The sequence below is a fragment of the Streptomyces sp. NPDC046727 genome, from assembly GCF_040645635.1.
In the GTDB taxonomy this organism is placed as follows: Bacteria; Actinomycetota; Actinomycetes; order Streptomycetales; family Streptomycetaceae; genus Streptomyces.
On the sequence record NZ_JBEYYR010000037.1, the window covers coordinates 12553 to 25120 of the forward strand.

Sequence of the window (12568 nt, forward strand, 5' to 3'; positions counted from 1 at the left end):
CAGCCAGCGGGCGAAGTGCCCGTACGTGTCCGCCGTCTCCTTGATGCTCTTGTGTCGCAGCCACCGGGACGCGTCCAAGAGTGGCAGACCGTGCCGAGCACCGTCGAAGCGACCCCGTGTCACAGGCCGTGAGGCGACCAGCCGTAACGGATCACGTGCACGATGGCGGGGTCACTGCGTGGGGGCGGACGGCCGCTCCAGACGCACCGTCCGGGGCTCCGGCACGCGGTCCGGATGGGTGCGGTACGGAATCAGGCCGCAGCGCTTGAGCTTGAGTGTCGCGCCAACCGACACCTCGGCCTCCCCCACGGCGGTCGCGGGCAGTTCGACGACCGTGCGCAGCCGGTGCACGCCGTCGATCTCCCGCACCGGGGTCCGGGTGAAGAACCAGGAGGGCTGGGCGCTGCCCTCGGCATGGGCCTGGACATAGGTCTCCGACCGCTTGTAGCTGCTCGTCCACTCGCGGCCCGCCGAGGGACCGACCTCGATCGGGACCAGCACGGAGGTCAATTTCAGTTCGGCGTCCAGGCTGACGGTCTTGCTCACCTCCACCGCATCGGCCAGAGCCAGCGGTTCCATCGACCACGCCGTCGGTGGTTCCGCTCCGGCGGGCCGCACGGTGCGGAGCCGGACGTTCAGCCAGGCCGACTCCATCGGCTCGTCCTCGACGGCCCGGAAGCTGCAGACGAGGGCCAGCAGCCAGAACGCGGAGTCCGGTCTGCCCGAGAGGAAGATCCGGGCCTCTTCGTCCACCGTGGCCAGGTCGAGGGGCAGGCAGACGGGCCTGCCCAGTGCGATGCGTCCGGGCTGCTGGTCGGGCGGCTGCCGCCGCGATCCGAGCGTCACCCGCTGCGCGAGGTCGAGGGTGACCGGCTCCAGCACGGGATCGGTGATGTCCAGGCTCGTCATGCCGTTGACTCCCTCGTCAGTCCGCCGACCAGATAGAAGGCTCCCCAGTCCCGGTATGCGGAGAACCGGGTGCGCGTCGCGCGCTGCGCCACCCTGAACGCCGTCGGCACATCGAGGTCGTCGTGCAGGAGACCCCGGTACAGCTCGGCGAAGAAGTAGGTGCTCGCCGAAGCGAGGACGGGCCACAGCGTCCCGACGACTGCTCGCGCGCCGGCCAGCAGCAGGGCCGCGGGCAGGCCTCGCGGGTTGTCGTACTGGTCCACCCGGCCCAGCGCCGTCTCGCATGCTCCCAGCGTGACCAGCTCCAGGCCGGTCACGTCGAGGGGAAGGATCTCGTAGGCCCGCAACCGTCCGTCGTGCCCCTCGGGCCCTCGCGCCGGATGCAGGAACACGGTGTGGAAGCTCGGCGCGTCGACGTACAGCCGGCCGTGTGCCCGCAGGTGGACGTACCTGCGTGTCTCCAGCGCACGGGTGAAGGCGGCCTCGGTGGCCGCCGCGTCCACCAGGGCCGTCGTACCGCAGACGTCAGCGATGGTGCGGGCCTCGTCCAGGGAGTCGTCGAGCGGGGGCAGTTCGGGCTGGTCGGTGTAGGACAGCGCGAACACGCCGACGCCGTCCCGTGGCGGTGCGGGCCGGGGATCGACGAAGAGTTGGGCGAGGTTGGACAGATAGGTGACGTTCCAGTCGTCGGCGAGCGGATGCCCCGGAGGGCCGACGAGGTGGACGGGGACATAGCGGCCGGCGCCGTGCGGGACGACGACCAGGTGGTCCACGCCGGCGGCCGTCAGACGGTCCCGGCAGTTGTTCACCGCGCGGGCGTAGCGGTCGGCCGCGCCCGCGAGATCCTGTGCGGCCTGCGGTGTCACATCGAAGGGACCCGGATCGGACATGTGGATGGCCCGGCGCAGCGCGCCCACGTAGACCCCGCTCGCGGGCACCGTCACGGTCCGGCCCCGGTCGGACATGCGGAGGGTGCCCGCGGGCATCTGCTCCGTGCCGATGGCGGCGTACTCGAAATCCCTGGTGAGCAACAACTGGCCCATGGTGACGTTGCCGTCGACCCCGGCTCCCTCGAACAGCAGCAGGAGGGCTGTCCGGGAGTCGAGGCGCCGCTGGATCTCCGCCAGCGGCACCAGGTGCGGCGCCGATGTCGGCAGCAGAGCGGCCGACAGCCGCCGTTCGACCGCGCGCTGCAGTCCGGCCAGCCGGTCCTCGGAGGTCTGTGAAGGTCCCTTCTCGTACTCGTCCACCCAGGCCGTCAGCAGGTCGTCGTCCCCCAATCCCGCGTCGAACGGCTCCGGCCGCAGGATGTCCGAGTCCTCGGGCAGCGCCGCCTCGGCCTCGGCCGCCAGGCCGAGCAGCGAGCGGGTGGGCTCGTCCAGGCGGAAGTCGCGGGTTCCCTCCGCCAGCATCGCAGCGAACCGGCGCCCCTTGATGACCTGGAGCAGCAGCTGAACGACCTCGGCCGAGGTCCCCGCGGACACCTGGCCGGCCAGCAGATGGGTGGCCAGCCTGTGCACCGCGGCAGGGGCCGATCCGGGGGCCGCCAACTCGAGGGCGAGAGAGTGCGCGGCCAGCCAGGCGGTGAGTTCGTCGAGTGTGGTGGTGCCCGCTCTGACCACGTCGTCGAGGTACTCCAGGCACTGCACCATCGGCACCGGCATGGCCAGTTCGCGGAAACCGTCGGCCGCCTCACGGTAGTAGCGGCCGGCATCGTCCACGTCCCCGGCATGCATCCGGTTGACGCCCGCGCCCCGGAGCAGACCCGCCACCAGGAAGTGGACCGCCTCCTCGTGCTCCGCCCAGAGGGCGGCGTCGAGCCCGAACAGCGTGTCCACCAGTTCCAGCCCCTCCTCCTCCCGGTCGACACCCGGGCGGGTGGTGGCGAGCATCACGGTGAGCAGGGCCGCCGCAGCCTCCCGGGAATCCTCGGGTGAAGCGGCCTCGGCGACCGCCGCGATCGCTCGTCCGGCCGTGCCCTCGATGTCGCCGTCCCACGCGGCCTGAGCCCAGTCCGGGCGGTAGGCCTCGGCGAACAGGGTGAGCACGGCGTGGAAGTGCCGGCTGCGGTGCAGGTCGTCCGCCCAGAGCTCCGGCAGTTCGCGCTGCCGGGCGAGCAGTCGCAGCGCACGTTCCGGATCGGTCTCCTGCAGGTAGGAGGCGCCTTGGCCAAGGATGTCCCAGGCCGTGGCCGGTTCGGTGCGCGCCCTGAAGCTCGCCCAGTCCCGCTCCGCGTCCCGCAGGTCACGGTCCAGGGCGTCGCCATGGCCAAAGTCCCCGAGCCGTTGCAGCATGGCGGCCAGGGCGAGACGCGGTTGGGTGTCGTCCGGGTCCAGCTCCCGCAACGCCTGCTCGGCGACCGACCTGAGCTCGTCGTCGTTCCGCTCCCCGCCGAGCCAGCCCCGCCACTCGATCGCCTGTGCCAGAGCCTTGAGCGCGCGACCGCGTCGCTCCGGAATGATCAGGGGCAGAGCTTCACGCAAGTGCGTCTCGGCCCGGTCGAGCGCTTCCAGGGGTGGCGGCCAGGACGCTGAGGCGGAAGACTGGTCCGGTTCACCGTCCGAAGTGATCGGACGGGACACCAGGAACTGCAGATCCGGGTCGTTGGCCTGCAGCGCCTTGTCCATCCATGCGACGAACTGACTTTCGTACCCGACCGGCGAACGTCCCGCGGTGTAGGCGTCCAGCAACAGCAGCCCCAGGCGCAGAGACACGAGGCCCTGCAGTCGCGGGAGCCCGAGGTCCCCTGCGTCGCGGACGGTTTCGTCCGCGACGCCGGTCGCTCGCAGATACAGCCGCAGGTCACCGTGCTCGATCAGGCCGCGGTGCAGGACCTCCACCAGATCGGCGCCGGTCGCCACCCACGCCTCGGCCATGGCGGGGTCGTCCGGGCGGGCCCGGTGCGCCGCACGCATCGCCTCGTACGCCAGCTCCGCGCCGGGCAGCGCGCCCCGCCAGGTCTCGTCACTGGCCCGCACCGCGGCCTGGCTCAGGGCGACGGCCAGTTGGGCCGTGACTTCCCCGCGCGCGCCGTGTTCCGCGGCGAGCTGCTTGGCGGCGTCCAGATCCAAGCTGCCGTTGTGGACATCACGGTGAAGGGCCATCAGCGGGCCGAGATCGGGTTCGTCCCCCGTGTCCGTTCCTGCGGAGCGCATCCGGCGTAAGCGGTTCCACAACCCCATGCTTCGGCCTCCGTGAGGACATCTCCGTCAGCCGGGCGGGCCAGGCTCCGGGAATGGATGCCTGGAAGTGTCCTCTGCCGATTATCGCGCGGCAAGCGCTCCACGGCACTCCGGTGCTCGAGTGACGCGGGGTCGTCCCGAGGCCCGTGAGGCCGGCCGGCACCTCGCAGGCCTGCCGAGTGGGGAGCGGTGCGCCCGAGTCCAGAGCGGTGCACGACGGCGAGCACCTCCGGCAGCGGGACCGTGGGCGTCCGAGCGCACCGCGAGCACGCGGTCCCGCTGCCACGGAACGCTGCGGCGAGCATCCGACCTGCACGTTTGCCGCCAGGAACGATCGCTGTCGCGTCGGCGTCTCAGATACCGTCCGCACATACGTGCCACACTGCCAGGCCCACCCGTCACCCGGCCACCACCCCTCAACGACGGCGCTACGCGCCGACCCCTATTGATCACGACCACAGGGAGCCACTCGGCCATATGGACAGCCTCGCCGCCCTCGCGCTGCCCGACCTCTGGGACCGGCTCACCGGGATCCAGCCCGATCCCGATCTGTGGGTGGTGCTGGCCGCCCTGGGGGCGGCGCTCGCCGTGGTCGTCCCGCACCCGGTGTGGCGGATATCCCGCAACGCGGTCACCATCGCGCACGAGGGCGGCCACGGGCTGATCGCCCTGCTCACCGGCCGGCAGCTCACCGGTATCCGGCTGCACTCCGACACCAGCGGGCTCACCGTGAGCCGGGGCAAGCCGTACGGGGTGGGCATGATCCTGACGGCCGCCGCGGGCTACACCGCGCCCTCGCTGCTGGGCCTCGGCGGGGCCGCGCTGCTGGCCGCCGGCCGCATCACGCTGCTGCTGTGGGTGGCCACCGCGCTGCTGTTGGCGATGCTGGTGATGATCCGCAACGCGTACGGCGTGCTGACCGTGGTCCTCGCGGGCGGGGCGTTCCTGCTGGTGTCGTGGCTGGCGGGGCCGCAGGTGCAGGCGGCGTTCGCGTACGCGGTGGTGTGGTTCCTGCTGTTCGGCGGGGTCCGGCCGCCGTTCGAGCTGCAGGCCAAGCGGTCGCGGGGAGGGGCCGGGGACTCGGACGCGGACCAGTTGTCGCGGCTGACGCACGTACCGGCGGGGCTGTGGCTGTTCCTGTTCCACGCGGTGTCGCTGTGCTCGCTGATCGGCGGGGGCCGCTGGCTGCTGGAGGGCTGACGCGCCCCGCGCGGGCGCGAGCGACCCCCACTCGGCCGCGGACGGAAAACGACCCCGCGGCCCTCCTTATAAAGTGGCCCCATGGCCGCGAACAGCTCCTCCCCCGCCCTCTGGCCCGCCCCGCACGCGAGCGGGGCCGTCGACGCGACGGTCCACGTGCCGGGGTCCAAGTCGGTCACCAACCGTGCCCTGGTCCTCGCCGCCCTGGCCTCCGAGCCCGGCTGGCTGCGCCGCCCGCTGCGGTCCCGGGACACCCTGCTGATGGCGGGGGCCCTCAGGGCCATGGGCGTGGAGATCGAGGAAGGCGTCGGCCCCGACGGCACCGGCGAGGCCTGGCGGGTGCTGCCCACGGGGCTGCGAGGCCCGGCCACGGTCGACGTCGGCAACGCGGGCACGGTGATGCGGTTCCTGCCGCCGGTGGCCGCGCTGGCCGACGGTCCGATCCGGTTCGACGGGGACCCGCGGTCGTACGAGCGTCCCCTGCACGGCGTGATCGACGCGCTGCGCGCGCTCGGCGCCCGGATCGACGACGACGGCCGGGGCGCGCTGCCGCTGACCGTGCACGGCGGCGGGGCGCTGGACGGCGGCCCGGTGTCGATCGACGCCTCCTCGTCGTCCCAGTTCGTGTCGGCGCTGCTGCTGTCCGGCCCGCGCTTCAACCAGGGTGTCGAGGTCCGGCACACCGGCGCCTCGCTGCCCTCGATGCCGCACATCCGGATGACGGTGGACATGCTGCGCGCGGTCGGCGCCCAGGTGGACACCCCGGAGTCGGGCGGCGAGCCGAACGTGTGGCGGGTGACGCCGGGCGCGCTGCTCGGCCGGGACCTGACGATCGAGCCGGACCTGTCCAACGCGCAGCCGTTCCTGGCGGCGGCCCTGGTGACCGGCGGCAAGGTGCTGATCCCGGACTGGCCGACCCGCACCACGCAGCCGGGGGACCGGCTGCGGGAGATCTTCACCGAGATGGGCGGCACCTGCGAACTCACCGATTACGGGCTGGTGTTCACGGGTTCGGGGGTGATCCACGGCATCGACGTGGACCTGGGCGACGTGGGCGAGCTGACCCCGGGCATCGCGGCGGTCGCCGCCCTCGCGGACTCCCCCTCGACCCTCCGTGGCGTCGCCCATCTGCGGCTGCACGAGACGGACCGGCTGGCCGCGCTCACCAAGGAGATCAACGAGCTGGGCGGTGACGTCACGGAGACGGCCGACGGCCTGCACATCCGCCCGCGTGCGCTGCACGGCGGGACCTTCCACACCTATGAGGACCACCGCATGGCGACCGCCGGTGCGATCATCGGCCTGGCCGTGCCGGGCGTGCGGATCGAGAACGTGGCGACGACGGCGAAGACCCTGCCGGACTTCCCCGAGCTGTGGACCGGGATGCTCGGGCAGTAGGGACGTACGTCATGCGCCGTTACGGCAAGCACACCGACGAGGACGACATCCGCAGCCGTCCCAACCGCAAGGGCAACCGGCCGCGGACGAACATCCGGCCCAAGCACGAGGACGCGGCCGAGGGCATGGTCCTCACCGTCGACCGGGGCCGCCTGACCTGCCTGGTCGAGGACCGGGCCGTGGTGGCGATGAAGGCCCGCGAACTGGGCCGCAAGGCTGCCGTGGTGGGTGACCGGGTGGCCCTGGTCGGCGATCTGTCCGGCACGAAGGACACCCTCGCGCGGATCGTCCGCATCGAGGAGCGGTCGTCGCTGCTGCGCCGTACCGCCGATGACGACGACCCCTACGAGCGGGTGGTCGTCGCCAACGCCGACCAACTGGCCATCGTCACGGCCCTCGCCGACCCGGAGCCCCGCCCCCGCCTCATCGACCGCTGCCTGGTCGCGGCCTACGACGGCGGTCTGGAGCCGCTGCTGGTGATGACGAAGTCGGACCTGGCCCCGCCGGACAAGCTGCTGGAGCTGTACGGCGCCCTGGACATCCCGTACGTCGTCACCAGCCGGGAGGAGCTGGAGAACGGGGACGCGGCGGACCGGGTGCGCGCGCACCTGGACGGCAAGATCACCGCGTTCGTGGGCCACTCGGGCGTCGGCAAGACGACCCTGGTCAACGCGCTGGTGCCGGAGGACAGGCGCCGTTTGACGGGACACGTCAACGTGGTGACGGGCCGCGGCCGCCACACCACGACGTCCGCCCTGGCGCTCCCCCTGACGGGTGCGGAGGGCTGGGTCGTCGACACCCCGGGCGTCCGTTCCTTCGGGCTCGCGCACATCGACCCGTCCCGGGTGATCCACGCCTTCCCGGACCTCGAACCCGGCACGGAGGGCTGCCCGCGCGCGTGCAGTCACGACGAGCCGGACTGCGCGCTGGACGCGTGGGTGGAGGAAGGTCACGCGGACCCGGCCCGGCTCTACTCCCTGCGCCGGCTGCTGTCCACGAGGGAACGCAAGGAAGGCGACTGAGCCTGGCGTTGTTTGCCCGTACGTGAGTCCGGTAAGTGCATAATCGCACCGAGCCGGAGATCCGGACCCAACGGGAGGACCGCACATGGCGTGGCTGCTGGTCATAGTGGCCGGGATTCTGGAGACCGGCTTCGCCGTGTGCCTCAAGCTCTCGCACGGGTTCACCCGCTTGTGGCCGACGATAGCCTTCGCGACGTTCGCCCTGGGCAGCTTCGGCCTGCTGACCCTGTCCCTGAAGAAGCTGGACGTCGGCCCCGCCTACGCCGTGTGGACCGGGATCGGCGCGGCGGGCACCGCGATCTACGGCATGGTGTTCCTCGGCGACCTGGTCTCCACCCTGAAGATCGTCTCGATCAGCCTGGTCATCATCGGCGTGATCGGGCTGCAGCTGTCGGGATCGGCACACTAGGCGTCCGCGTGGCCCGCGAAGAGAGCACCGGTCCGGCCCGGCACCTCGACCGTGGCGAGTGGCTGCCCCGGTTCGCAGGCCGCGTCCTGGTGGTCTGCCCCCGCTGCGGCGGCCGGGCGGACGTGGTCCCGCGCCCCGGTCTTCCTCCGCTCACGTACGTCAGCGAGCTGCTCGTCCGGCCCCGACGGCTCGTCTGCCCAGGGTGCGGCGCGAGCGCCGGGTGGCAGGCGGACGGGCGGGGCGGCGGGCTGGTCGCGGCACAGCTCGGCGGAACCGAGGACCCGTTCTTCCGGCGGCCCCTGTGGTTGCAGACGCGCTGTGCGAGCCGCGTCCTGTGGGCGTACAACGAGGAGCACGTCGAGGCGCTGGCCGCCTATGTCGCCGCCACGTTGCGAGAGGGGGGCACCGGCCGCACGAGGGCGATGTTCCCGCGACTGCCGCGATGGATGAAGGAGTCCGGCCATCGGGCCGAGGTGCTGGCCGGACTGGAACGGCTGCGTGCGCTGTCGGCACGGTCCGCTCCCGCCGACCGGTCCGACGCGGCCCACGAGCGAGGCGACCGTCCCCGGCCGTACCGGGCCCGGTACTACCGGGACAGCCCGTACTGAGCCGGGCCGCGTCACAAGACCGGCCGTGCTTCGGGGAGTTGGCAGGCGGCGACCGGACCGTCGGCGGCTCTCACACCAGATGCCTCGGGAGCACCGCCCGCACCAGCTCCTCCATCCCGCCCTCCCCCGGCGGCGCCGCCACGCAGGACAGGGCGAGGCGGACGACCAGTTCGCAGGAGCGGAGCAGTTCGGCGGTGTCGGACGGGGCGGCGCCGGGACCGGCCAGCACGGTGACCGCGCGGTCCCGGACGATCCGTACGAAGTCGCGGGGCGCCGGCAGCGGCCCGTCCGCCCGGCGCTGCGCCGGCACCGTGGAGGTGGAGGGTACGGCGGTGAGCGGCGGGGTCGGCAGCCGCTCGGTCCAGCAGCCGGTCAGCATGGCCCGGACCAGCGCGTTGTCCCGGGCGAGGGCGGCCGTCCACTCGGCGGTGGCGGTCAGCCGGTCCCGCGCCTCGGCCGGGCCGGTGAGGGCCCGTTCGACACCGGCGAGGTATCCGTCGGCCTCCCGCCGCACCAGCGCCCGGGCCAGACCGTCCTTGCTGCCGAACTCGTTGTACAGGGTCTGCCGGGACACCCCGGCCGACGCGGCGACGTCGACCATCCGCACCGCGGACCACGGCCGGCGCGCGAGCGCCGTATAAGCGGCGTCCAACAACGACTCCCGGGCAGCAGGCATCCTCGCCTCCCTGGGCCACAGCGACTCTGCGCCCAGGTTTGACGCACACGTATGCACTGTCAAGGGTTCGCGCCGGCCGTACCCGGCCACGGACAGCCGGCCAGGGGACGGCACCCGACACCCCCGTCCCCGAGTAGCCCCGTACCGACGACGCCGGATACCGTTCCTCACATGCCGGACTACCTCGACGACCTCCGCCTCGCCCACGTACTCGCGGACGCGGCCGATGCCGCGACCATGGAGCGCTTCAAGGCTCTCGACCTGAAGGTGGAGACGAAGCCGGACATGACCCCGGTGAGCGAAGCGGACAAGGCGGCGGAAGAACTGATCCGCGGCCAGCTCCAGCGCGCCCGCCCGAGGGACGCCGTCCTCGGCGAGGAGTACGGCATCGAGGGCAGCGGCCCCCGCCGCTGGGTGATCGACCCGATCGACGGCACCAAGAACTACGTCCGCGGTGTCCCGGTGTGGGCCACCCTCATCTCCCTGACGGAGGCGGCCGAGGGGGGCTACCAGCCCGTCGTCGGCCTCGTCTCCGCCCCCGCGCTCGGCCGCCGTTGGTGGGCAGCGAAGGGCCACGGCGCCTTCACCGGCCGCAACCTCACCTCCGCGTCCCGCATCCATGTCTCCCGTGTCGGCGAGCTCGCGGACGCGTCCTTCGCCTACTCCTCGCTCTCCGGCTGGGAGGAGCAGGGCCGCCTGAACGGCTTCCTCGACCTCACCCGCCAGGTGTGGCGCACGCGCGCGTACGGCGACTTCTGGCCGTACATGATGGTCGCGGAGGGGTCCGTCGACATCTGCGCCGAGCCGGAGCTGTCCCTGTGGGACATGGCCGCCAACGCGATCATCGTCACCGAGGCGGGCGGCACGTTCACCGGCCTCGACGGCCGCCCGGGCCCGCACAGCGGCAACGCGGCGGCGTCCAACGGTCTGCTCCACGACGAGCTGCTGGGGTATCTCGACCCGCGCCGGTGAGACACGGGAGTACTCCCGGTACGCCCTCAACTGGCGCCGCGCGCCCCCTTGTTGACTCCCTCTTTACCTGGCACTCTGAGCCCACCCCCACTTGTGCACTTGTGAATCCCTGAAGTGTCCAGGGATTCCTAGGAGGTGGCCCATCCATGCTCGTCCGTGACGCCATGAGCACGGTGATCCTCACCCTCGGCCCCGCCCACACCCTCCGTCAGGCAGCCACCCTGATGTCCGCCCGCCGCGTCGGCGCCGCCGTCGTCCTGGACCCGGACGCCGGCGGCATCGGCATTCTCACCGAACGCGACATCCTCAACTCCGTGGGCCTGGGCCAGAACCCGGACACGGAACGCACTCACGCCCACACCACCACCGAGGTCGTCTTCGCCGCCCCGACCTGGACCCTGGACCAGGCGGCCCGCGCCATGACGCACGGCGGCTTCCGGCACCTGGTCGTGCTCGACCGCGGCGAGGTGGCCGGGATCGTCTCGGTCCGCGACATCATCCGCTGCTGGCTCCCGGCCCGCGAACCCACACCCGTGCCCTGAGCCCATGGACCCCGTGCCCTGAGCGCACGCCCCCCGCACCCCGGGCACACGAAGCGGGCCGGACCCCAGAGCACCGTGGGATCCGGCCCGCCCAGCCGCGACGGCGGCCGGCCTCAGCCGCGCAGCGCCTGCACCGCCGCCTCCAGCCGCTTGCCGAAGTCGGCGTCGGCGTTACGGAAGTTGGCGATGGCGCGCTCGGCGATGTCCTCGCGGGAGACCTGGGCGAGGGAGCCGGCCAGGTTGGCGACCAGCCGCTCCTTCTCCTCCTCCGACATCAGCCGGTAGAGGTTGCTGGCCTGCACGAAGTCGTCGTCCTCGGCGTGCACGGGGGTCGGGTGGTTGCCCGTACCCCCGCTGACGGCGGTGGACCGCCACAGCGGGCGGTCCGTCTGGGCGGGCCCGCCGAAGCTGTTCGGCTCGTAGTTCTTCGCGCCGCCGTGCCGGCCGTCGTAGAGGAAGCCGTCACGGGAGTGGGTGCGCGCCTCGGTGGCGTGCGGACGGTTCACCGGCAGGTGGTCGGCGTTGATGCCGACGCGGTAGCGGTGCGCGTCGCCGTACGCGAAGAGCCGGCCCTGGAGCATCTTGTCCGGGGACGGACCGATGCCGGGCACGAAGTGTGCCGGGGAGAAGATCGACTGCTCGACCTCGGCGAAGATGTTCCGCGGGTTGCGGTTCAGCTCCAGCCTGCCGATCTCGATGACCGGGTAGTCCGCGTGCGGCCACACCTTGGTCAGGTCGAACGGGTTGAAGCGGTACGTCGCCGCGTCCGCCGCCGGCATGATCTGCACGCCCACGGTCCAGCTCGGGAACTCGCCGCGCTCGATCGCCTCGCGCAGGTCGCGCTGGTGCGAGTCGGGGTCCTGGCCCGCGAGAACCCCGGCCTCCTCGGCGGTGAGGTTCTTGATCCCCTGGTCGGTCTTGAAGTGGTACTTGACCCAGAAGACCTCGCCCGCCTCGTTGTTCCACTGGAAGGTGTGCGAGCCGAAGCCGTCCATGTGCCGGTACGACGCCGGGATGCCGCGGTCACCGAACAGCCAGGTCACCTGGTGCGTGGCCTCCGGTGACAGACCCCAGAAGTCCCAGACGTTGTCCGCCTCCTGGCTGCCGGTGTACGGGTCGCGCTTCTGGGTGTGGATGAAGTCCGGGAACTTGATCGCGTCCCGGATGAAGAAGACCGGGGTGTTGTTGCCGACGAGGTCGTAGTTGCCCTCCTCGGTGTAGAACTTCAGCGCGAAGCCGCGCGGGTCCCGGACGGCGTCGGCCGCGCCGAGGTTGCCGGCCACGGTCGAGAAACGCAGGAAGACCTCGGTCTGCTTGCCGACCTCGGAGAGGAACGCGGCACGCGTGTACGGCGTGACATCGGCGGTCACGGTGAAGGTGCCGTACGCGCCGGCGCCGCGCGCGTGCACCACCCGCTCCGGGATGCGCTCCCGGTTGAAGTGGGCGAGCTTCTCCAGCAGCAGCTGGTCCTGGACCAGGACCGGCCCGCCGACGCCCGCCGTCTCGCTGTTCTGGTTGTCGGCGACCGGAGCACCGGCCTCCGTGGTGAGCGGTCCCTGCGTCACGTGCGCCTCCTGCGTCATCACTGACTAGTCCTGTCCTGTGGCCAAAGCCAGTCCCGATCCTACAATGGACATTGTCTAAGTCAAA

Annotated in this window: 11 protein-coding genes; 7 read left to right on the forward strand and 4 right to left on the reverse strand. The window is 71.9% G+C overall.

The window, feature by feature from the left end:
- Positions 1 to 171: 171 nt before the first annotated feature.
- Both ABZ937_RS33755 and ABZ937_RS33760 read right to left on the reverse strand, forming a co-directional pair.
- Entirely contained in the window at positions 172 to 909 is a 738-nt protein-coding gene (locus ABZ937_RS33755) for a hypothetical protein (protein WP_361697489.1), read from the reverse strand.
- Positions 906 to 3980: a CHAT domain-containing protein gene (locus ABZ937_RS33760; RefSeq protein WP_361697491.1), complete on the reverse strand. Its 3075-nt coding sequence runs from the start codon at positions 3978 to 3980 to the stop codon at positions 906 to 908. The genes ABZ937_RS33755 and ABZ937_RS33760 overlap by 4 nt, the downstream gene beginning before the upstream one ends.
- Positions 3981 to 4568: 588 nt before the next feature.
- Between ABZ937_RS33760 and ABZ937_RS33765 the strand changes: the two genes are divergently transcribed.
- From ABZ937_RS33765 to ABZ937_RS33785, 5 genes are all read left to right on the forward strand, one after another.
- The gene (locus ABZ937_RS33765; protein ID WP_361697493.1) at positions 4569 to 5291 is read left to right on the forward strand and encodes a M50 family metallopeptidase; all 723 of its coding nucleotides are present in this window, start codon (positions 4569 to 4571) and stop codon (positions 5289 to 5291) included.
- A gap of 81 nt (positions 5292 to 5372) precedes the next feature.
- Positions 5373 to 6689, forward strand: coding sequence for a 3-phosphoshikimate 1-carboxyvinyltransferase (aroA, locus tag ABZ937_RS33770; protein ID WP_361697495.1), 1317 nt, complete (start codon positions 5373 to 5375; stop codon positions 6687 to 6689).
- A gap of 11 nt (positions 6690 to 6700) precedes the next feature.
- On the forward strand, positions 6701 to 7711 hold the full coding sequence (rsgA, locus tag ABZ937_RS33775) for a ribosome small subunit-dependent GTPase A (RefSeq protein WP_361697497.1): 1011 nt from the start codon (positions 6701 to 6703) through the stop codon (positions 7709 to 7711).
- 85 nt (positions 7712 to 7796) lie between these two features.
- Positions 7797 to 8120: a multidrug efflux SMR transporter gene (locus ABZ937_RS33780; protein ID WP_361697499.1), complete on the forward strand. Its 324-nt coding sequence runs from the start codon at positions 7797 to 7799 to the stop codon at positions 8118 to 8120.
- Positions 8121 to 8128: 8 nt separating this feature from the next.
- Positions 8129 to 8728 (forward strand): hypothetical protein, encoded by a 600-nt coding sequence (locus ABZ937_RS33785; RefSeq protein WP_361697501.1) that lies wholly within the window; start codon positions 8129 to 8131, stop codon positions 8726 to 8728.
- A gap of 70 nt (positions 8729 to 8798) precedes the next feature.
- On the opposite strand, the gene ABZ937_RS33790 is transcribed toward ABZ937_RS33785, so the two are convergent.
- Positions 8799 to 9404, reverse strand: a complete 606-nt coding sequence (locus ABZ937_RS33790) for a helix-turn-helix domain-containing protein (RefSeq protein ID WP_361697503.1) — start codon at positions 9402 to 9404, stop codon at positions 8799 to 8801.
- A 171-nt stretch (positions 9405 to 9575) separates the two neighbouring features.
- On the opposite strand from ABZ937_RS33790, the gene hisN reads away from it, so the two are divergent.
- Together hisN and ABZ937_RS33800 are read left to right on the forward strand one after the other, a co-directional pair.
- Entirely contained in the window at positions 9576 to 10376 is an 801-nt protein-coding gene (gene hisN, locus ABZ937_RS33795) for a histidinol-phosphatase (protein WP_361697505.1), read from the forward strand.
- Between the two features lie 146 nt (positions 10377 to 10522).
- Positions 10523 to 10918, forward strand: coding sequence for a CBS domain-containing protein (locus ABZ937_RS33800; RefSeq protein WP_361697507.1), 396 nt, complete (start codon positions 10523 to 10525; stop codon positions 10916 to 10918).
- Positions 10919 to 11031: 113 nt separating this feature from the next.
- On the opposite strand, the gene ABZ937_RS33805 is transcribed toward ABZ937_RS33800, so the two are convergent.
- A complete protein-coding gene (locus ABZ937_RS33805) occupies positions 11032 to 12483 on the reverse strand; it encodes a catalase (RefSeq protein ID WP_361697508.1) in 1452 nt (483 codons plus the stop codon).
- Between the last annotated feature and the right edge of the window lie 85 nt (positions 12484 to 12568).

Bases quoted from the DNA above. Each gene is read 5' to 3' on its own strand.
- ABZ937_RS33780 (WP_361697499.1), top strand. From the start codon at position 7,797: ATGGCGTGGCTGCTGGTCATAGTGGCCGGGATTCTGGAGACCGGCTTC.
- ABZ937_RS33790 (WP_361697503.1), bottom strand. From the start codon at position 9,404: ATGCCTGCTGCCCGGGAGTCGTTGTTGGACGCCGCTTATACGGCGCTC.
- aroA (WP_361697495.1), top strand. From the start codon at position 5,373: ATGGCCGCGAACAGCTCCTCCCCCGCCCTCTGGCCCGCCCCGCACGCG.
- hisN (WP_361697505.1), top strand. From the start codon at position 9,576: ATGCCGGACTACCTCGACGACCTCCGCCTCGCCCACGTACTCGCGGAC.
- ABZ937_RS33755 (WP_361697489.1), bottom strand. From the start codon at position 909: ATGACGAGCCTGGACATCACCGATCCCGTGCTGGAGCCGGTCACCCTC.
- ABZ937_RS33800 (WP_361697507.1), top strand. From the start codon at position 10,523: ATGCTCGTCCGTGACGCCATGAGCACGGTGATCCTCACCCTCGGCCCC.
- rsgA (WP_361697497.1), top strand. From the start codon at position 6,701: ATGCGCCGTTACGGCAAGCACACCGACGAGGACGACATCCGCAGCCGT.
- ABZ937_RS33765 (WP_361697493.1), top strand. From the start codon at position 4,569: ATGGACAGCCTCGCCGCCCTCGCGCTGCCCGACCTCTGGGACCGGCTC.